The following is a 20,933-nucleotide window of genomic DNA, read 5'->3' on the forward strand; positions in this document are numbered from 1 at the left end:
TTTTCATTAAATCATAAAATAAGGAAGTAAAATGTCAAAAATCCTCCCATTACATGCAGACACAGTCGGCTCTTATTTACGTTCACAAGTATTAAAAGAGGCTCGTTTAAAATTTGCATCAGGTGAAATTTCTCGTGAACAATTAATTGAGATTGAAGATCAAGAAATTACAAAGTTAGTCCAAGCTCAGTTAGATGCGGGTATTCAAATTATCACTGACGGTGAGTATCGTCGTGCATTTTGGCACATTGATTTTCTAGAAGAATTAAATGGTATTGAAGGTTATCACCCTGAACATGGCTATAAATTTAATGGTGTTGAAACGAAACCTTATAATACACGTTGCTGTGGAAAGGTTTCTTGGAATCCAAATCATCCATTTATTGAACATTTTAAGAAATTGAATGCTATTGTTGGTGATCGCGGTATAGTTAAATATACCATCCCTAGTCCCAATCAATTAATGTATCCTATCCAGTGGGATACGGGCATTTATGCTACACGAGAAGAATTTGCTAAAGATGTTCAACAGGCTTATAAAGAAGCGATTAAAGCTTTTTATCATGCTGGCTGCCGTTATTTACAATTTGATGATGTTTACTGGGGTTCACTCTGTAATAACCACTTAAAACCTGAATTTGAGGCAGATAAAGCTCAAGCACTTGAAAATATTCAAGTGGTATTGGCAGATAAGCCTGCTGATATGGTGATTACAACGCATGTTTGCCGTGGTAATTTCCGTTCAACATATTTATTAAGTGGTGCTTATGATCCAGTAGCAGATGCATTATTTGCTAAGACTAATTATGATGGATATTTCTTGGAATATGATGATGATCGTTCAGGTGGTTTTGAGCCATTAAAATATTTTGCACAAAATCCACATAAAGGTCGTGTTGTGCTTGGTTTGGTGAGTTCTAAATTTCCTGATTTAGAAGATAAAGATGTGATTAAATCACGCATTGCCGAAGCTGCAAAATATGTGCCTATCGAACAGCTTTGTTTAAGCCCTCAATGTGGTTTTGCCTCTACAGAGGAAGGCAATATTATGAGTGAATCCCAACAATGGGCAAAAGTGCGTCACGTTGAAGAAATTGCTAAAGAGGTTTGGGGCGAAGATTAATTTGATTTTATGGTAGATAATAAATGGCTCCTTATGGAGCCATTTTTTAACGCTGAATTAAGTAACGCAATTTTGTTCCATCTTGCTCCACACTTAGCAGTGTATAGCCATGATTTTTAGTATCAATAGGAATGTTGTTGATAGATTGTGCGCAATCGCTTAATAGTTCTAAAATTTCACCTTTTTGTAATTGTGGCATGGTTTCTAACATTACAATAGCGGGGTAAGGGCAGGGTTCGCCTAACGTATCTAATGTATAATCGGGTGAAATGTCTTTTGGATCTTTATCTAATTTTTGAACAATAGTAAACGCCATGATTATGCTCCTTTTAGTTAATTACATCCACAGCCAGTTTGTGTGGTTATTTGAGATTTTGCTTTGGCTAAGAAACGACGTTCCCACCAGACAACGGCAATTAAGCATAAAATTAATAAACCGTAATTCACAAGTAAGCCACCTACGGGCCCGAAAGATTTTAGTAAATTAAGTTTTTCGTAATCAAGTGCTAAAACAGGAGCGATATCATCCCAAACATAGGCGAGATAAGTTGATCCGACTACGTTACCTAAGCCAACCCACATAAAGTGTACTTGACCTTCCATTGAGCGATACATCCAACCTGTTTCACAACCACCAGCGAGTACAATACCAAAGCCGAATAATAAACCGCCAATAATAGCATTGGGGCCAGCCCACATAATTTTAGGCGAGACGCCAAGTTGAATGTAGCTAAATACACCAATTGTGCCCACTAATATTCCAAAAATAATCGCTTTTGCCATATAAGCACGCCCAGTTACCCATAAGTCACGGAAAGCTGAGGTAAAACAAATTTGAGCACGTTCAATTAATAACCCGAAAGCCAAACCACAAAGCATAGCAAAACCAAGCTTAATAGATTGAGTCATTACATAAAGTGAAGCAATAAGATAAGCAAAAAATACAACCATACCAATCCAGAAACGGCGTTGTGCTTGTTTAGGATCTGTTTCTTTTATTTTTGCCGCGCCTTTTTTCAGTTCTAATTTAACGCGAAATATTGGTAGTAATGTGACTTTCACACCCGCATAAGTACCTATTGCAGTTGCGATAGTGAAGAACCAAGCGTGTACCGAAAATTGTGGGATACCTGTAAAAAGTGAAGCTAAATTACATCCCATTGCTAAACGTGCACCAAATCCTGCTAATGCACCTCCAATTAAAGCCTGAACAATCCGACGTTTATGTGGTTGGTTGCGCCATTTTACATTATTTGCCCAAAGTGCCGCAGAAATACAACCTGCAAACATGCCTAAGATCATGACACCATCAACACGTGAGAAGATATTACCTTGCATTCCTATGATTTTGTAATAACTCCATTCAGATACATCAACGCCTAACGCTTGTAATGCATGTCCTCCCCACCGAGTAAATTCCCCTGTCACAGCCCAATAAGTGCCTGTTACCCCAAAGTAATAAGCGGAAAGCAAACCCGCTGCAGTCACTGCGACAATCGGATTCCAGTATTTAATTAAGTAATTTTGTTTAAATTGTAGCCAAATCTCTTTCATAAGATAACCTAAATTTATTGAAAAGAAAGATTTGCAAGAAAGGTATAAATAATGAATGCAGTGAAAAAAGAAGTGCCCATTTTCCTATACACAAAACTTGCGATATAAGACAAATGAAATTTGTCGGACAAAATAATAACATTATTTTAACAATAAAGGCAAAACCTTTATGACTTTGCCTTTATTGGTATCGTATTTTTCGATTAAAGAATATCTAATAATTCTACTTCAAATACGAGTGTTGAGAATGGCGGAATTGATGTGCCAGCGCCACGTTCACCGTAAGCAAGTTCGTGTGGAATAGTGAGTTTCCATTTAGAACCAACAGGCATCATTTGTAATGCTTCAACCCAACCACGAATGACACCATTTACAGGGAATTCAGCTGGTGTGCCACGAGCAACAGAGCTATCGAATACAGTGCCATCTGGTAATGTACCAGTGTAGTGTACTCGCACTTTATCTGTTGCAGCTGGTTTTGAGCCATTGCCTTCAGTTATGATTTCGTATTGCAAACCGCTGTCGGTTACGTTTACGCCCGCTTTTTTCGCATTCTCTTCTAAGAATTTTTTGCCTTCTTCTTCAATAGCTTTAAATTGTGCTTGTTGTGCTTCTGCAGCTTGTTGTTGAAGTGCTTGAACAGAATGCATTAATTCATTGATATCTAATGCTGGTTGATTATGATTTAATGCGTCAAAAATACCTTTTGCCACCGCTTCAACGGTGATTTCCATTTGGCTATCGGCTAATTGTTGGCCAATTTGCAAACCAATCCCGTAGCTGCCTTTTTCAGAAACGCTTTCTAATTTTACTTGTTCAAAATTCATTTGATGTTTTCCTTTCGTTAAAAAATTATTTTTTATATGCCAAGATTTCGCCCATGCGAACAGGTTCGTTGACGCTTAAATGATCAGCTAAACGGACTTGATTGGCTTGGAATAAATTAATTACGGTCGAACCAAGTTGGAACCAACCCATTTCTTGACCTTTCAATAATTTGACCGCACTTTCGCCTTCATAAGTCCAAGTTTTCACTTCATTGTGGCGCGGTGGATTAATTACGCCCGCCCAAGTTGTGCCAATACTTGCAGTGATGGTTGCACCGACTAAAATTTGTACCATTGTGCCAAATTCAGTATCAAATACACAAATCACACGTTCATTATGCGCAAATAAATTTGGTACATGTTGGGCTAAAAATGGATTTACAGAGAATAAATCACCCGGCACATAAATCATTTTACGCAACGTACCATCGCACGGCATATGTACTCGGTGGTAATCACGAGGAGAAAGATAAGTAGTGGCAAATTCACCATTTTTAAAGGTTTCCACTAATTCTTTATCTTCTGCCAGTAAGTCTTCTAGGCTGAAAAAATGCCCTTTAGCTTGTAATAAAAGATTATCGTCAATATGACCGCACTCGCTAATGCGACCGTCTGCTGGTAAACAAAGTGCGGTAGGATTTTGATTAATTGGACGTGCGTTTTCTTTTAACGGACGAATAAAAAATTCATTAAAACTTGCGTAATCAGAAAATTGTTCTTTTTGCGCAATGCTCATATCAATGTTGTATTTTTTCGCAAAAGCTTTAATTACAACATGGGTTAGCACACCCCATTTTTGTTTAGCAAACCAGCCTGCAATTTGAGTTAAATAAATTTGCGGCATGACATATTGAAATGCCACTTTTAAACGTTGCCAATAAGAATTTGAAGTCATCATTATCTTTCCTTGTTAAAAAAAGAGGCGTGATTATAGCAATTTTTTTTATTCTTCCAACTATTTAAATAATGACAGCTACAGAACAATTATGCTTTAATATCAGCAATTCATTTCCGCCATCAGTATTAAGGTTTAATCTATGTTTAGCGGCTTATTTATTGGAATAGCTTTCGGCATTCTACTTCAACGTACACAATTCTGTTTTGTTTCTGGTTTTCGTCGTTTTTTATTTGAAAAAAACTTCCGTTTTTTAACCGCGCTTTTAATTGCTGTCAGTGTGCAATCTATCGGGCTTTTTACACTGGCTGAATTTGAACTCATCAAAATTCCTACATCTCAGTTGCCTGTGCTTGCCAGTATTTTAGGTGGATTATTATTTGGCATTGGTATGGTGTTAAGTAATTGTTGTGGGAGCGGAGCTTGGTTTCGCAGTGCTGAAGGGGCGTTAGGAAGTTTACTTGCTCTGTTTGCTTTTGCGCTCACAATGGCTTCAACACAAACTGGTAGCCTTCGTCAATTCATTGGCGGATTAACCCAACAAACCACACAATGGAATAATATTTATTTAACATTCTCCATTTCTCCTTGGTGGTTGGTTGCGATTTTAATTATCGCCACGCTGATTCTGTTTTCTCGCCGTGAAAAAATTGCCTCCCAAGAAAATCTTTCATTTTTTGACCGCACTTTTAAGCGTAGTTGGAATCCTTATTTGGGTGCGTTATTAATCGGTTTGTTGGGTGTTGTCGCTTGGTATTTTAGTGCTAAGGCCGGACGTAATTTTGGCTATGGTATTTCTGTGCCTTCGGCTAATGTGGTGCAATATTTAGTCATCGGTCAGCAACGTTATTTAAACTGGGGGAGTTTATTTGTGCTTGGGATTCCATTGGGATCATTTTTAATGGCAAAACTTAGTGGTGATTTTAATCTCAGAATGCCTCAGCCAAAAGAAGCCTTACGGCGTATTTTAGGGGGCATTTTAATGGGCTTGGGCGCAGCATTAGCTGGTGGGTGCACAGTGACAAACTCCTTAGTGGCAACCGCTTATTTTTCTTGGCAAGGCTGGCTTGCCACAGGCTTTATTTTATTAGGATGTTGGATTGGTAACAGATTGTTCGTGAAAAGATAAAAGGAGAAACTCAATGAAATTTAACCGCTCTTTACTAGGTATGGGTGTTGTATTTGCACTTGCAGCTTGTGATGATAATCAGGTAAAAACTATTGAAACAAAAGAACTTTTGGATAATTTGAATAATCCGAATTATGTGATTATTGATTCTCGCCAAGATAGTCTTTACAACGGTTTCAAAGATAAAAATACGACGCGTGGTGGACATATTCCTAACGCTGTGCAGTTTTCTTGCTCATGGCTAGATTCCATTGCACCAGATAAATTTGAATCTTTTGCAGCAGGCAAGGGGATTACTAAGGATAAAACCTTGGTATTTTATGATTCTAATCTGGATAATTTAGCTTGCATTAGTGCTGATTTCGCCGCAAAAGGCTATAAAACTCGCGTATTTAATGATTTTATCAGTTACGCTAATGCAGATTATCCATTAGAACGTTTTCAAAATTTCCAATATAGCGTTTCTCCGGAATGGATTAATTCTGTGTTGAAAGGCGAAAAACCAGAAACTTACGACAATGATAAATTTGCGATTTTTGAAGTGTCTTGGGGACCGTTAGAAAAATCCCAAGGCTATGTGCAACACATTGTTGGCGCTTATCATTTTGATACGGATTGGATCGAAAATGGCCCGATTTGGAATTTATCATCGCCGGAAGTGATTGAGCAAAATTTGTTGAAAAATGGTATTACGGCGGACAAAACTATTATTTTGTATTCAGATAATCAATTGGCAGCCTATCGTGTATTTTGGGCGTTAAAATGGGCAGGCGTGAAAGATGTGCGTGTATTAAATGGCAATCTTTCTACTTGGATGGATGCCAATTTACCAACAGAAACCACAGTGAATACACCAATACCTGAAACTCATTTTGGTGCAACAATTCCAGCAAATCCTGCGATTGATATTGAAACGCCGAAAGAAATTATGTTGGCACAACAAAATGGTTTAAAACTCATTAGCAACCGTGCTTGGGATGAATATACTGGCAAAGTGAGCGGCTATGATTACATTCCGGGCAAAGGTGAACCGCAAGGAGCAATTTGGGGCTTTGCTGGCACTGATTCTTCCAATATGGCTGATTTTTATGATCCGGATGGCACGTTGCGTAACCCAAATGAAATTTTTGCTTTGTGGAAAACTCAAGGTATTGAAAAAGGTAATAAATTAGCCTTTTATTGTGGCACAGGCTGGCGAGCAGGCGTACCTTGGTTTATGACTCAACTAGCTGGCTGGAAAGATACTTTGGTTTATGATGGTGGCTGGAATCAATGGCAAATGGATTCTGTTTATCCTGTACAAAAAGGTGCACCAAATAATATGACAAAACCGGATTCGAAAAATGATTTTGGCAAAGTGATGAAAAAAGGAAATTCCTGTAAAAGTTAATTAAGCGGGGGAAAATCGCGAGTTTTCTTACATAAAAAATGTGATTTCCCTTTGACTATCTTCGCAACAACGGGTAATATTCACGCCCTATGCAAAAGGTAAAACTACCCCTAACCGTTGATCCGGTAAAAGATGCTCAAAGACGGCTTGATTATGTTGGCTATTATGCCGCTAATCAGCTTGAGCGTTTGGCAGAATCAGTGGTAAACGTGCTCAGCGATGCACAGGTAACATTATCGTTTTATATTGATCCACAAAAATTAGTGGTGATGAAAGGTAAAGTACAAGTTGATGTCGAATTAGAATGTCAGCGTTGTAACGAACCTTACAAACAAACATTGGAATGTGAGTTTACTTATAGTCCAGTGGCTAATTGGGATCAAGCTGATGTATTGCCGGAAATTTATGAGCCAATCGAGTTCAATGAGTTTGGCGAAATAGATTTAATTGGCACGGTGGAAGATGAGCTAATTTTAGCTTTGCCGCTTGTACCAATGCATTTATCTGAACACTGTGAAGTGTCCGCGCAGGAACAGGTTTTTGGCGAATTGCCTGATGAGTTGGCAAAAAAACCGAACCCGTTCGCTGTATTAGCTAATTTAAAGCAAAAGTAAATTAAATTTAGGAGTATGGCCAATGGCTGTTCAACAAAATAAAAAATCTCGTTCACGTCGTGACATGCGTCGTTCACACGATGCGTTAACTACTGCTGCAGTATCAGTGGATAAAGCAAGCGGTGAAACTCACTTACGCCACCACATAACTGCAGATGGTTACTATCGTGGTCGTAAAGTGATCAATAAGTAATTTTTACTTATAGGCATTCACTTGACTCGTCTAACCTTGGCGTTAGATGTGATGGGCGGGGACATTGGTCCCCGTATTACTATCTCTACATTTCTTTTAACATCGGAAAATAATCCGGTGTCTCGATTTTTTCCTTTTTTAATCGCTTATCTTATTGAGTATGAATAGTAGAATTTTATCCACCGGTAGCTATTTGCCAAGCCACATTCGCACAAATGCGGATTTAGAAAAAATGGTTGATACATCAGATGAATGGATTGTTACGCGTTCTGGTATTCGTGAACGTCGTATCGCAGCGGCTGATGAAACTGTTGCAACAATGGGATTTGAAGCAGCAAAAAATGCGATCGAAGCTGCTCAAATTAATCCTCAAGATATTGAACTGATTATTGTTGCAACAACAAGCCATTCCCACGCTTATCCAAGTGCGGCTTGCCAAGTGCAAGGTTTATTAAATATCGATGATGCGATTTCTTTTGATTTGGCAGCAGCTTGCACTGGCTTTGTCTATGCATTGAGCGTGGCAGATCAATTTATTCGTGCCGGTAAGGTGAAAAAAGCCTTAGTGATAGGCTCAGATCTCAATTCTCGTAAATTAGATGAAACTGATCGCAGCACTGTTGTGTTATTTGGTGATGGTGCGGGAGCGATTATTCTTGAAGCGAGTGAGCAAGAAGGGATTATTTCTACTCATTTACATGCTTCAGCAGATAAACATAATGCCCTTGTTTTAGCTCAACCTGAACGTGGTGTAGAAAAATCAGGTTATATCGAAATGCAAGGAAATGAGACGTTTAAACTGGCGGTTCGTGAACTTTCAAATGTGGTGGAAGAAACACTTTTAGCAAATAATTTAGATAAAAAAGATTTAGACTGGCTTGTGCCACACCAAGCAAATTTACGTATTATTACAGCGACAGCTAAAAAATTAGAAATGGATATGTCGCAAGTGGTGGTAACGTTAGATAAATACGCTAACAACAGTGCAGCAACTGTTCCAGTCGCTTTAGATGAGGCTGTTCGAGATGGCCGTATTCAACGTGGGCAGTTACTATTATTAGAAGCCTTTGGCGGTGGTTGGACTTGGGGTTCAGCGTTAGTACGCTTCTAATTAATTTGTTAGAATAGGTAAGTAATTTAAAAAGTGCGGTTAATTTTGACCGCACTTTTGGTATTTTGTTGTCAGGTTTCGCCTGACAGCGACCTACTTTCTTTTACTCGTGTAAAAGAAAGTAGGCAAAGAAAACACGCCCCAGTTAAATCGCTGTTCTTTGCTTTGTTTCAATTTTCTTAACGACAATTTGTTGAACTCGTTACGCTCAAACAGACGCAAATTGCCTAAAAATTGAAAGTCGCAAAGACGATTTATATGGGGCCCCGAATTTATCGGAGTATTATTTAAAAAGTGCGGTTAATTTTGAATTCATTTTAAGAACAAAAAATATTTTCAGTTTTGACCTCACTTTAAATCGGAGAAAGAACAAATTGGGTTCCCTTCTTTTCTACCTTTGTGGAATTGAATTTGTAGGAAATTTGCGTCTGTTTGAGCGTAACGAGTTCAGAAAATTTCCGTTAAGCAAATTCAATGGAACAAAGGAAATAAGGAAAAGCAGGGACACTTTTCTTTTTGCTTACTTTTTCTTTGGCGAGGCAAAGAAAAAGTAAGTCGCCATCGGCGAAATCCGATTTTAATTACCGAAGAAGAATTTTCAATTAAAAAACAATAGGACAAAACATAATGAAAAAATTTGCAATGGTCTTCCCAGGCCAAGGCTCCCAAACTGTCGGTATGCTTGCTGATCTTGCAACTGAATATCCAATCGTTACTGAAACATTTAAACAAGCATCTGATGCGCTTGGTTATGATTTATGGCATCTTGTTCAACAAGGCTCAGCTGAAGAACTTAATAAAACATGGCAAACTCAGCCCGCACTTTTGGCCGCTTCAGTAGCTATTTATCGCGTATGGCAAGAAAAATTTCCTCAATTAAAACCTGAAGTGATGGCAGGCCATAGTTTAGGTGAGTATTCTGCCTTGGTTTGTGCTGGTGTGTTGGATTTCCAAGATGCGATTAAATTAGTGGAATTGCGCGGAAAATTAATGCAACAAGCTGTGCCTGAAGGCACTGGCGCAATGTATGCGATTATTGCTTTGGATAATGAAGCGATTATTAATGCTTGTAAACAAGCAGAGGAAGGTGAAGTTGTATCTGCTGTGAACTTTAACTCAACAGGCCAAGTTGTTATCGCTGGGGCGAAAGCTGCCGTTGAGCGTGCGGCTGCATTATGTAAAGAAGCCGGGGCGAAACGTGCATTGCCGTTAGCGGTGAGCGTTCCTTCTCACTGTGCGTTGATGAAACCTGCAGCAGAGCAATTAGCAGTAACACTTGAGAATATTCAAATTAATACACCAACAACATCGGTATTAAATAACGTTGATGTGAAAGCTGAAATTGAAGGTGCAGAAATTCGTAGCGCACTTGTTCGTCAGTTATATAGCCCAGTTCGTTGGACTGAAACAGTTGAAAAAATGGCGCAAGATGGTGTTCAAGTGCTTGTTGAAGTAGGGCCAGGTAAAGTATTAAATGGTTTAACCAAACGCATTGTGGGTGATTTACAAGCAATATCTGTAAATGATGTTGCCTCATTCAATGCCGTAGAAGAATTTTTAGCGTAAAAGGAAGAAAAAATGCAAGGTAAAATTGCTTTAGTGACAGGGGCCACTCGTGGTATTGGCCGTGCGATTGCAGAAGAACTTAGTTCAAAAGGTGCATTTGTAATTGGTACTGCAACCTCTGAAAAAGGTGCAGAAGCAATTTCTGCATATTTAGGAGATAAAGGTAAAGGTTTAGTTTTAAACGTAACGGATAAAGAATCTATTGAAACTTTACTTGAGCAAATTAAAAATGATTTTGGCGATATTGATATTCTCGTGAATAACGCAGGTATTACTCGCGATAACTTATTGATGCGTATGAAAGATGACGAGTGGTTTGATATTATGCAAACTAACTTAACTTCAGTGTATCATCTTTCTAAAGCCATGTTACGTTCAATGATGAAAAAACGTTTTGGTCGTATCATCAATATTGGCTCAGTGGTTGGTTCAATGGGTAATCCAGGACAAGCCAACTATTGTGCGGCAAAAGCGGGTGTGATTGGTTTTTCTAAATCGTTAGCAAAAGAAGTGGCTGCGCGTGGCATTACCGTAAACGTGGTGGCACCTGGTTTTATTGCAACGGATATGACAGAAGTCCTTACTGATGAACAAAAAACGGGTATTTTATCTAATGTTCCAGCAGGTCGCTTAGGTGAAGCTAAAGATATTGCTAAAGCCGTTGCTTTCTTAGCTTCTGATGATGCGGCTTACATTACAGGCACAACGTTGCATGTAAATGGCGGATTGTATCTTAGTTAATTTATTAACAGATCGGTAAGTATGCTAATTTAGGCATCATAAGTATGTAAGTGGATTCATATAGCGTGTCCCTTTTATGAAATAACTAAAACCTATGATAAAAACACCGCACTTGGCGGTGTTTTTTATTACATCTAGGCTTTAGTTTTATTATAAAAAACTATGCGCTATGCGTATAGATCCAAATAGTTTATTCCCCGATGGGAGAGACTGAAGTTTACGTAAGGATTATTGGTTATTGTCTTGTTTGGACTTTGTTATCTATATAATCAACAATGACTTGTCCTGGCAATAAGTGACCTGATAATATTTCCTGAGCTAAACCATTTTCAATTTCTTGTTGAATTGCACGTTTCAATGGACGTGCACCATAAATTGGATCGTAACCTACTTCACCAATGAAATCTAATAAAGCATCGGTAAACACCAATTCGTAACCACGAGTTTCCATACGTTTTGCTAAGCGCTCTAATTGGATACTTGCAATCGCACGAATATTCTCTTTACCAAGCGGATGGAATACCACTGTCTCATCAATACGGTTGATAAATTCCGGACGGAAATGTTGGCTAACAACCGACATCACTAAGGCCTTCATTTCGCTATAACTTTCCTCTTTGTTACCTTGGATTAAATCAGAACCTAAGTTAGAGGTCATTATCACCACCGTATTACGGAAGTCCACGGTACGACCTTGCCCGTCAGTTAAACGACCATCATCCAATACTTGTAACAAGATATTGAATACATCCGCATGAGCTTTTTCAACTTCATCTAATAAGATCACTGAATACGGACGACGACGAACAGCTTCAGTTAAATAACCACCTTCTTCATAGCCGACATAGCCTGGAGGGGCACCCACTAAACGAGATACGCTGTGTTTTTCCATAAACTCTGACATATCGATACGTACCATCGCATCTTCACTATCAAACAAGAATTTAGCCAAAGTTTTACAAAGCTCTGTTTTACCTACGCCTGTTGGCCCTAGGAACAAGAAAGAACCAATTGGGCGATTAGGATCGGAAAGACCAGCACGACTACGACGAATCGCGTTCGCGACGGCATCCACCGCTTCTTCTTGACCAATCACTCGTTTATGTAGTTCATCTTCCATGCGCAAGAGTTTTTCTTTCTCGCCTTCCATCATTTTTGATACTGGAATGCCTGTGGCTTTAGAAAGCACTTCTGCGATTTCTTCATCCGTGACACGATAGCGTAAAAGCGTCATTTCTTTTCCTTCGCTGGTTTCAGCTTGCTCGAGTTGCTTTTCAAGAGCAGGGATGCGGCCATATTGCAACTCAGACATTTTAGCTAAATCACCCGCGCGACGAGCTTGTTCTAGTTCGGTTTTTGCAGCATCTAATTCTTGTTTAATATGTTGAGAGCCAGAAAGTGTCGCTTTTTCAGATTTCCACACTTCTTCAAGTTCAGCATATTCACGTTCTTTTTCAGCCAATTCTTTCTCTAACATTTCTAAACGTTTGCGACTAGCTTCGTCTTCTTCTTTTTGTAATGCCTGTTGTTCCAATTTTAATTGGATAATACGACGTTCAAGACGATCAAGCGGTTCAGGTTTAGAGTCAATTTCCATACGAATGCTAGACGCTGCTTCATCGATCAAATCAATCGCTTTATCTGGCAATTGACGATCAGAAATATAACGATGTGAAAGCGTTGCTGCTGCGACAATCGCAGGGTCAGTAATATCCACGTGATGATGAATTTCATAGCGTTCTTTCAAACCACGTAAGATAGCAATCGTATCTTCTACACTTGGTTCATCCACAAATACCTTTTGGAAACGACGTTCAAGTGCGGCATCTTTTTCAATATATTGACGATATTCATCTAAAGTGGTCGCCCCCACGCAATGTAATTCACCACGCGCTAAACTTGGTTTTAACAAGTTACCGGCATCCATCGCACCATCGGTTTTACCTGCGCCAACCATAGTATGAATTTCATCAATAAAGAGGATAACGCGACCTTCTTCTTTAGAAAGTTCATTGAGCACCGCTTTTAAACGCTCTTCAAATTCACCACGATATTTCGCACCGGCAATCAACGCCCCCATATCTAATGAAAGTACGCGTTTATTTTTCAAACCTTCTGGCACTTCGCCATTTACAATACGTTGTGCTAAACCTTCTACAATCGCCGTTTTCCCCACACCGGGCTCACCAATTAATACTGGGTTGTTTTTGGTACGACGTTGTAATACTTGAATGGCTCGACGAATTTCTTCATCACGCCCAATTACAGGATCAAGTTTGCCACTTTCGGCACGAGCGGTTAAATCAATCGTATATTTTTCTAATGCTTGTCTGCTTTCTTCTGCATTTTGATCGTTCACGTTTTGTCCCCCTCTAATTTGCTGAATGGCTTGCGAAATTTGTTCTTTTTTCGCACCGCACTTTTTCAAAATATCGCTGATCGTTCCTCGTTCTTCTAAAGCTGCAAGTAAAAACAATTCGCTCGAAATAAATTTATCTTTGTTTTGCTGTGCAAATTTATCACATAGATTAAGTAAATTAATGAGCTGGCGTGAAAGTTGGACATCACCGCCATTACCAATAACTTGCGGCAATTTATTTAGTTCAGCCTTTAATTCATTACGCAATAATGCCACATTTACGCCACTTGCAGTTAAAATTGGCGCAATGGAGCCGCCCTGTTGATTTAAAAGTGCGGTCAATAAATGCACGGGTTCAATAAATTGGTTGTCTTTTCCGATAGCAAGTGATTGTGCTTCGCTTAAAGCTTCTTGGAATTTTGTCGTAAATTTTTCAATGTTCATACAGTTTCCTCAATTTGGTTTTGGTTTTCGCCGTTTGCCCAAATTAAGTAAGATCGTTTGAAAGGATTTCAAGAGAAAACTTGAAATATTTTTGATTTTATCTATCAATAAAAATTTGATGATAGGTTTCAACCCACCAAAATATTGAATAGTGGAACATCCCAATGCTCAGTGGGAAGATTTTCTACTTGCTGACATTGATGCGCTAAACCAACTGGAATAAAAGACTTATTTTGCCAATTCTGCAACGTGCGATCATAAAATCCACCGCCCATACCAAGGCGATTTCCTTGTTTATCAAAAGCCACCAATGGCGTAAATAAAATATCCAGTTCATTTAATGGCAAAACATTTTTAACATTAAGCTTTGGCTCCCAAATACCAAACTGATTTGGTTTCATTGGCGTATCAGGTAAATAGCGTAAAAACAATAAATGATGTTTAGTAAAAGGATGTAAAACAGGCAAATACACATTTTTATTTTGCATCCACAGGGATTGGATTAACGTTTTTGTCGAAATTTCACCATCAAAAGAAAAATATAATGCAATATTTTTGGCTTGTCGTTGCTCGATAAGATTTAACGCCTGTTGAGTCACTGATTGTTCAGCTTTTTTCTGCTGAAGTGCGGTTAAATTTGCGCGTATCTTTCGAATTTCAGCGCGGATTTGCTGGCGTTTTTGAGTATTCATAGACATGAAAAGAGAAGATAGGACCCAGAGTGCCGCTGCGGGCAGTAGTCCTTGAACCCGACGGTTCAAGGAAATCAGTTGATACCGTTTTCAGGTTTCTTAGCCCAATGAACGAGTCAAAGGTTAAGCCTACACACCAACGATAGGAAACCAATTTATAAGATTTAAAGTATCGGCTCAGGGACATAGCCCACTGACGAACACTCCAGGTAATCCTTATGGGATTATACTAGCCCAATTTTATTAGCTTGACTAGCATTTATTTTTTTATATTGTAGAGTTGGTTATAAAATGAACCTTGGTGTTTATGATGGTTTCAAAAAAGACCAAATCATTGTCTGCCTCAGACTATTAACTTATGCTAAAATACCAAGGATTATCTCTGATAAAAGGATGACTATGCTAGCTATTATTTCTCCCGCTAAAACTCTTGATTTTGAAAGTGCGGTAAAAAATTTTCCTGTTTCTCAACCGCACTTTACTGATTACAGCGAACAACTTATTGAGGTTTGTCGTAAACTTTCTCCGCAAGATCTTTCATCGCTTATGTCTATCAGCGATAAGTTAGCCGGTTTAAATGCTGCACGCTTTGCAGAATGGACAAAAATTCACAATAAAAACAATTCCCGCGCTGCATTATTTGCATTTAAAGGAGATGTTTATACTGGTTTAGAGGCAGATTCCCTTTCGGAAGATGATGTTGCCTTTGCACAATCCCATTTACGTATGCTTTCAGGGCTTTATGGGCTTTTAAAACCACTTGATTTAATGCAACCTTACCGATTAGAAATGGGTACAAAATTAGCCAATCCAAAAGGAAAAGATCTGTATGCCTTTTGGGGAAATGTGATTACCCAAGCGGTTCAACAAGCTATAGATGAACAAGGTGATAATGTTCTGATAAATTTAGCCTCTGATGAATATTATAAATCTGTTAAAGAAAACCAACTTAAAGCCAAGATAATCAAGCCTGTTTTCTTAGACAATAAAAGTGGCAAATACAAAGTAATTAGCTTTTATGCTAAAAAAGCTCGAGGCTTAATGTGCCGTTATCTTATTCAAAATCGTTTAACCGACATTGAACAATTAAAAGAATTTGATTTAGGTGGTTATTGGTTTGATTCAGCATCATCAACTGAAACCGAATTTGTATTTAAGCGAGATATCAATGAATAAAATTTTTATCATATTGACCGCACTTTTACTTTCAGGCTGTGCAACTAAATTAACACAACTTAATGTTCCTACCCAAATTGAGCATAATGGAAAAAATTATGTACTTGCGGGTAGTCAAGATTTAGATACGATAGCTCGATATGTTTATGTTGCGAAGCCAGATACCTTAGAAAATTGGCAGTCACAAATAGAGGTGCTTTTTGATCGTAATCATCCTCCGCGTTCAATAACATCGCGTATTGCGTTACGTGAGCGTATTTATCGCAATACGGGGGTAAAGCATTTTCATTTTGATATTGTTCCTGACAAATCTCCTAATGCGACTGAACTAGAGGGGTATGTTGTGTATTTACCAACAAAAGAAAATCCCTCTTGGCAAGTAAATATGATGAGGGGCCGTGATTTGCCTCAGTGTGGTTTTGTGCAGTTTCAATATGCTCAAAAAGTACAACAACCTTATCTTTCAGCTCGTTTTTCTGATGAAAAAGTACGTAAATATATCCAAAAATATATTGTCGAAAAAGAGATTAAGCATTTGCAAGATCTAGAATGGTTATGGGATTGTAAGCATTAATATAAGCGTTACACAGAATTAAAATCTCGTAAGATTTCACTAGAGCAGATACCTCAAATGGTGTAATCTTAACAGTATTTTCAATTGAGATTAGAAGTAGGATATTATGATTAAAAAAATTGCAGTATTAACAAGTGGAGGCGATGCTCCAGGTATGAATGCAGCAATCAGAGGGGTTGTTCGTTCAGCACTTGCCGAAGGCTTGGAAGTGTTTGGAATATATGATGGTTATCAAGGTTTATTTAATAATAAAATTAAACAATTAAACCGTTATAGTGTTTCTGATATTATTAATCGAGGTGGTACGTTTTTAGGTTCCGCCCGTTTTCCTGAATTTAAAGATTCTACTGTAAGAGCAAAATGTGCGGAAATTTTGCGTTCTCATGATATTGATGCATTAGTTGTTATTGGTGGTGATGGATCTTATATGGGAGCAAAATTATTAACGGAAGAGCATGGTTTTCCTTGTGTTGGTTTGCCTGGTACGATTGATAATGATGTAGCGGGTACTGATTATACAATTGGTTATCAAACTGCTTTGCAAACAGCTGTTGATGCTATCGACCGCTTACGTGATACATCAAGTTCTCATCAACGTATTTCAATTGTAGAAATTATGGGACGCCACTGTAGTGACTTAACTATTTCTGCGGGGATTGCGGGCGGATGTGAATATATTGTGGCGTCAGAAGTTGAATTTAATCGAGAAGAACTTATTCAACAAATAGAACGTAGTATTATCCGTGGTAAACGTCACGCAATTATTGCGATTACAGAACTATTAACTGATGTGCATTCTCTTGCGAAAGAAATTGAAGCGCGTGTAGGGCATGAAACTCGTGCAACCGTATTAGGTCACATTCAGCGTGGTGGTTCACCTTGTGCATTTGATAGAATACTTGCATCTCGTATGGGTGCATATGCTGTTGATTTGTTACTTCAAGGCAAAGGTGGTTATTGCGTGGGAATTCAAAATGAACGACTTGTTCATCATGATATCATTGATGCTATTAACAATATGCAACGTGAGTTTAAAGCTGATTGGTTAGAAGTAGCAAAACGTTTAGAATAATCTTTTATTTAATCTTGAGCAGGCACATATCGTGCCTGTTTTTTTATATTTCAGGATTAGTAATAGAATTTGATTAGTCTATTTTATCTACCTAGAACTTTTATAAAGTTCAATCGCTTTCGGCAATAAACGTCTCAAATTTTCTTGCCGAGACTCATCAGTAGGATGTGTCGATGATAGTGCTGCCAATACACCACCTGTATGGCCAGATGCCGTTTTCATTTTATCCCATAGCCCTGGCGCAGCCTGAGGATTAAAACCTGATTTAGCCATTAACATTAATCCAACTTCATCGGCTTCTGTTTCTGCTCGACGTGAATAAGGTTTATCTAAAGCGTAATCTTTTACTAATCCAACAGCCAATTCACTAGCATCTTCTCCAATGGTTGTTGAAAGTGCTACGTGAGTAAGCTGTGCAGCAATATTGGTGACTATTCCAAAATTTGTTTGAGATTTACCATGTTCTTTTAATGCATGTGCCATTTCATGTCCCATAACAGTCGCGATTTCATCATTAGTAAGTTTTAAACGATCCACTAATCCTGTATAGAATGCCATTTTTCCACCAGGCATTGCCCATGCATTGAGTTGATCCGATTTAATAACATTTATTTGCCATTTGAAAGGCTGATTAGTGTGATTTTCACGATCAGCATAAGGCACCATTTTTTCAAAGATTGAGTGAATACGTTTTGCTGTTGTGGAGCTATAGTCTATTTCACCTCTTGCTTTCATCTTATTAATTTCTTGAGTGTAGTTGTGTTCTGATTGTTGGTTAACTTCAGCTGAACTTACGCAAGCAGCAAGAACAAAAGAGTTGAGAAGGATAAAAAACGGCTTTTTATAGTCTTTAAGCATATTGAACAATCTTATAAAAATATCTAGTAAACAGTATAGATCGATTATAGGGATATTATAACCATTTTAAGAGAGATAAAATATTGCGTTTTATCATTGCACTACTATAATAGTGCGAATTTTTATTTTGAGAAAAGATTATGACACAAAAAAAACAGCCTTCTTTGCTTGGTGGGGCGATGATTATTGCCGGAACAGCAATTGGTGCAGGTATGTTAGCCAATCCAACTTCAACAGCTGGTGTATGGTTTATTGGTTCCATTTTAGCTTTGATTTATACCTGGTTTTGTATGACTACGTCAGGATTAATGATTCTAGAGGCTAACTTGCATTATCCGACGGGCGCAAGCTTTGATACGATTGTGAAAGATTTGCTAGGCAAGGGATGGAATCTTATAAATGGCTTATCGGTTGCTTTTGTACTTTATATTTTAACTTATGCCTATATAACCTCTGGTGGTGGTATTACACAAAGTTTATTAAATCAATTTTTGAGATCACCAGAAAGTGCGGTAGAAATTGGGCGTACTTCAGGTTCCTTAATTTTTTGTGTTGTTTTGGCTGTATTCGTTTGGTTTTCTACAAAAGCCGTAGATCGATTTACGACGGTTTTAATTGCGGGAATGGTTGTTGCTTTTTTTCTTTCAACGACGGGATTGCTTAGTTCGGTAAAAACGGAGGTGTTATTGAATACCGTGAGCTCTGATGAACAGCAATATTTACCTTATATATTGACCGCACTTCCTGTGTGTTTAGTCTCTTTTGGATTTCATGGCAATGTACCAAGCTTAGTGAAATATTATAATCGAGATGCTCAGCGAGTAATGAGAGCGATTTTTATTGGAACCAGTTTAGCGCTCGTTATTTATATTTTATGGCAATTAGCGATTCAAGGTAATTTACCGCGCTCAGAATTTGCACCAGTAATAGAAAAAGGCGGTGATGTATCTGCTTTACTGGAAGCGTTACATAAATATATTAAAACTGATTATATCGCGATTATTCTGAATTTTTTTGCTTATATGGCGATTGCAAGTTCATTTTTAGGGGTAACATTAGGGTTATTTGATTATATTGCTGATTTATTAAAGTTTGATGATAGCTTGCTTGGACGAACAAAAACAACAATAGTGACATTTATTCCGCCTTTGTTGTTAAGCCTCCAATTTCCCTATGGATTTGTAATTGCGATTGGTTATGCTGGGCTTGCTGCAACGATTTGGGCCGCTATTGTGCCAGCCTTGTTGGTTCGTGTAAGCCGTAAAAAATTTCCAATGGCAGATTATAAAGTCTATGGGGGAAGTATGATGATTGGCTTTATTATTTTGTTTGGATTATTAAATATAATTGCTCAAGTGGGTATAAATTTGGGATGGTTATCTAGCTTTACAGGCTAGTATTAAAAGGTATTAGAATTAAATAAATAAAATGGTCGATAATTTTGTTTATCGACCATATAAATTTTTAATAGAGTGATATTGATGGCTTAAACGTTAAAACGGAAATGCATCACATCCCCATCTTGTACGACGTAATCTTTGCCTTCTAAACGCCATTTACCCGCTTCTTTTGCACCATTTTCACCGTTGAATTGGATAAAGTCTTCATAAGCAATAACTTCTGCTCGGATAAAGCCTTTTTCAAAGTCGGTGTGGATTACTGCTGCTGCTTTTGGTGCGGTTGCGCCGACTGAAACTGTCCAAGCTCGTACTTCTTTTACGCCTGCGGTAAAGTAAGTTTGAAGATTTAAAAGTGCGTAACCCGCTCGAATTACGCGGTTCAATCCCGGTTCTTCAATGCCTAAATCTTGTAAAAACTCGACTTTTTCTTCATCATCGAGTTCCGCAATTTCAGATTCAATCGCCGCACATACTGGAACAACAACTGCACCTTCTTTTGCGGCAATTTCACGAACACGATCTAAATATAGGTTATTTTCAAAACCATCTTCGTTCACATTTGCGATATACATTGTTGGTTTTAAAGTTAAGAAGTTGTAACTCTTGATTGCTTGCAATTCTTCTTTATCTAACCCAACAGAACGAATCATTCCTGCATTTTCAAGCACAGGAAGGATTTTTTCCATAACGGAAAGTTCAAATTTAGCCTCTTTGTCGCCACCTTTAGCTCGTTTTTGCAAACGTTGGATCGCGCGTTCGCAGCTGTCTAAATCTGCTAAGGCTAATTCGGTATTGATGGTATCAATGTCATCTTGTGGGTCAATTTTCCCAGCAACGTGCACGATATCGTCATTTTCAAAGCAACGAACGACGTGACCGATCGCATCAGTTTCACGAATATTAGCGAGGAATTTGTTACCTAAGCCTTCGCCTTTACTTGCTCCCGCAACTAAGCCTGCGATGTCCACAAATTCCATCGTGGTGGGTAATACGCGTTCAGGTTTAACGATTTCTGCCAATGCATCTAAACGCGGATCTGGCATTGGCACGACACCAGTATTTGGTTCGATAGTACAGAATGGATAGTTTGCTGCTTCAATACCAGCTTTAGTGAGCGCGTTAAAAAGAGTAGATTTGCCTACATTTGGCAATCCCACAATACCACATTTGAATCCCATAATTTTTCCTTTATTTTGAGTAAAACGGTTTTAAAAC

At 38.3% G+C, this 20,933-nt stretch carries 20 protein-coding genes and 1 other RNA gene; 12 read left to right on the top strand and 9 right to left on the bottom strand.

From position 1 onward, the window contains the following. Nucleotides 1-31 precede the first annotated feature (31 nt). Entirely contained in the window at nt 32-1,123 is a 1,092-nt protein-coding gene (locus tag FE813_RS00310) for a 5-methyltetrahydropteroyltriglutamate--homocysteine S-methyltransferase (protein WP_139989028.1), read from the top strand. Between the two features lie 46 nt (nt 1,124-1,169). Here the strand turns inward: FE813_RS00310 and yedF are convergent, their stop codons facing one another. The 4 genes from yedF to asd form a co-directional block, all read right to left on the bottom strand. Continuing rightward, the gene (gene yedF, locus FE813_RS00315; RefSeq protein ID WP_005627337.1) at nt 1,170-1,439 is read right to left on the bottom strand and encodes a sulfurtransferase-like selenium metabolism protein YedF; all 270 of its coding nucleotides are present in this window, start codon (nt 1,437-1,439) and stop codon (nt 1,170-1,172) included. 17 nt (nt 1,440-1,456) lie between these two features. Next, nucleotides 1,457-2,677: a selenium metabolism membrane protein YedE/FdhT gene (yedE, locus tag FE813_RS00320; protein WP_139989029.1), complete on the bottom strand. Its 1,221-nt coding sequence runs from the start codon at nt 2,675-2,677 to the stop codon at nt 1,457-1,459. Nucleotides 2,678-2,880: 203 nt separating this feature from the next. Beyond that, on the bottom strand, nt 2,881-3,504 hold the full coding sequence (gene bamJ / locus FE813_RS00325; RefSeq protein ID WP_139989030.1) for a BamJ family beta-barrel-assembly machinery protein: 624 nt from the start codon (nt 3,502-3,504) through the stop codon (nt 2,881-2,883). A 25-nt stretch (nt 3,505-3,529) separates the two neighbouring features. Beyond that, nucleotides 3,530-4,399 (bottom strand): archaetidylserine decarboxylase, encoded by an 870-nt coding sequence (gene asd / locus FE813_RS00330; protein WP_180978664.1) that lies wholly within the window; start codon nt 4,397-4,399, stop codon nt 3,530-3,532. 142 nt (nt 4,400-4,541) lie between these two features. Between asd and FE813_RS00335 the strand changes: the two genes are divergently transcribed. From FE813_RS00335 to fabG, 7 genes are all read left to right on the top strand, one after another. Then, the gene (locus tag FE813_RS00335; protein WP_139989032.1) at nt 4,542-5,528 is read left to right on the top strand and encodes a YeeE/YedE family protein; all 987 of its coding nucleotides are present in this window, start codon (nt 4,542-4,544) and stop codon (nt 5,526-5,528) included. A 13-nt stretch (nt 5,529-5,541) separates the two neighbouring features. Next, entirely contained in the window at nt 5,542-6,918 is a 1,377-nt protein-coding gene (locus FE813_RS00340; protein ID WP_139989033.1) for a rhodanese-like domain-containing protein, read from the top strand. 89 nt (nt 6,919-7,007) lie between these two features. Continuing rightward, nucleotides 7,008-7,532, top strand: coding sequence for a 23S rRNA accumulation protein YceD (gene yceD / locus FE813_RS00345; protein WP_065264470.1), 525 nt, complete (start codon nt 7,008-7,010; stop codon nt 7,530-7,532). Between the two features lie 22 nt (nt 7,533-7,554). After that, entirely contained in the window at nt 7,555-7,725 is a 171-nt protein-coding gene (gene rpmF / locus FE813_RS00350; protein ID WP_139989034.1) for a 50S ribosomal protein L32, read from the top strand. Between the two features lie 160 nt (nt 7,726-7,885). Beyond that, nucleotides 7,886-8,836 (top strand): beta-ketoacyl-ACP synthase III, encoded by a 951-nt coding sequence (locus FE813_RS00355; RefSeq protein ID WP_139989035.1) that lies wholly within the window; start codon nt 7,886-7,888, stop codon nt 8,834-8,836. A gap of 627 nt (nt 8,837-9,463) precedes the next feature. After that, complete coding sequence (gene fabD / locus FE813_RS00365; RefSeq protein ID WP_139989036.1) at nt 9,464-10,402, top strand: ACP S-malonyltransferase; 939 nt, start codon at nt 9,464-9,466, stop codon at nt 10,400-10,402. 12 nt (nt 10,403-10,414) lie between these two features. Continuing rightward, nucleotides 10,415-11,143: a 3-oxoacyl-ACP reductase FabG gene (gene fabG, locus FE813_RS00370; protein ID WP_139989037.1), complete on the top strand. Its 729-nt coding sequence runs from the start codon at nt 10,415-10,417 to the stop codon at nt 11,141-11,143. 235 nt (nt 11,144-11,378) lie between these two features. On the opposite strand, the gene clpB is transcribed toward fabG, so the two are convergent. The 3 genes from clpB to ssrS all read right to left on the bottom strand — a co-directional run bounded on the left by clpB (nt 11,379) and on the right by ssrS (nt 14,853). Next, nucleotides 11,379-13,946, bottom strand: coding sequence for an ATP-dependent chaperone ClpB (gene clpB, locus FE813_RS00375; protein WP_139989038.1), 2,568 nt, complete (start codon nt 13,944-13,946; stop codon nt 11,379-11,381). 128 nt (nt 13,947-14,074) lie between these two features. After that, entirely contained in the window at nt 14,075-14,638 is a 564-nt protein-coding gene (locus tag FE813_RS00380) for a 5-formyltetrahydrofolate cyclo-ligase (RefSeq protein ID WP_139989039.1), read from the bottom strand. Nucleotides 14,639-14,655: 17 nt separating this feature from the next. Then, a non-coding RNA gene (gene ssrS / locus FE813_RS00385) (6S RNA) lies at nt 14,656-14,853 on the bottom strand. 184 nt (nt 14,854-15,037) lie between these two features. Between ssrS and yaaA the strand changes: the two genes are divergently transcribed. From yaaA to pfkA, 3 genes are all read left to right on the top strand, one after another. Further along, nucleotides 15,038-15,814 carry a peroxide stress protein YaaA gene (gene yaaA / locus FE813_RS00390; RefSeq protein ID WP_139989040.1) on the top strand — a complete coding sequence of 259 codons (777 nt, stop codon included), beginning with the start codon at nt 15,038-15,040 and terminating at the stop codon, nt 15,812-15,814. Then, nucleotides 15,807-16,388, top strand: a complete 582-nt coding sequence (locus FE813_RS00395) for an HI_0983 family protein (RefSeq protein ID WP_139989041.1) — start codon at nt 15,807-15,809, stop codon at nt 16,386-16,388. Before yaaA ends, FE813_RS00395 begins: the two co-directional genes overlap by 8 nt. A 106-nt stretch (nt 16,389-16,494) precedes the next feature. Further along, entirely contained in the window at nt 16,495-17,460 is a 966-nt protein-coding gene (pfkA, locus tag FE813_RS00400; protein WP_048953918.1) for a 6-phosphofructokinase, read from the top strand. Between the two features lie 87 nt (nt 17,461-17,547). Here pfkA and FE813_RS00405 read toward each other — a convergent pair whose 3' ends face one another. Then, nucleotides 17,548-18,318 (bottom strand): M48 family metallopeptidase, encoded by a 771-nt coding sequence (locus FE813_RS00405; RefSeq protein ID WP_139989042.1) that lies wholly within the window; start codon nt 18,316-18,318, stop codon nt 17,548-17,550. A 140-nt stretch (nt 18,319-18,458) separates the two neighbouring features. On the opposite strand from FE813_RS00405, the gene mtr reads away from it, so the two are divergent. Further along, a complete protein-coding gene (mtr, locus tag FE813_RS00410; RefSeq protein WP_139989043.1) occupies nt 18,459-19,715 on the top strand; it encodes a tryptophan permease in 1,257 nt (418 codons plus the stop codon). A gap of 89 nt (nt 19,716-19,804) precedes the next feature. On the opposite strand, the gene ychF is transcribed toward mtr, so the two are convergent. After that, complete coding sequence (ychF, locus tag FE813_RS00415) at nt 19,805-20,896, bottom strand: redox-regulated ATPase YchF (protein WP_139989044.1); 1,092 nt, start codon at nt 20,894-20,896, stop codon at nt 19,805-19,807. Nucleotides 20,897-20,933: the final 37 nt, after the last annotated feature.

It is taken from the genome of Haemophilus seminalis (genome assembly GCF_006384255.1).
Taxonomy (GTDB): Bacteria; Pseudomonadota; Gammaproteobacteria; order Enterobacterales; family Pasteurellaceae; genus Haemophilus; species Haemophilus seminalis.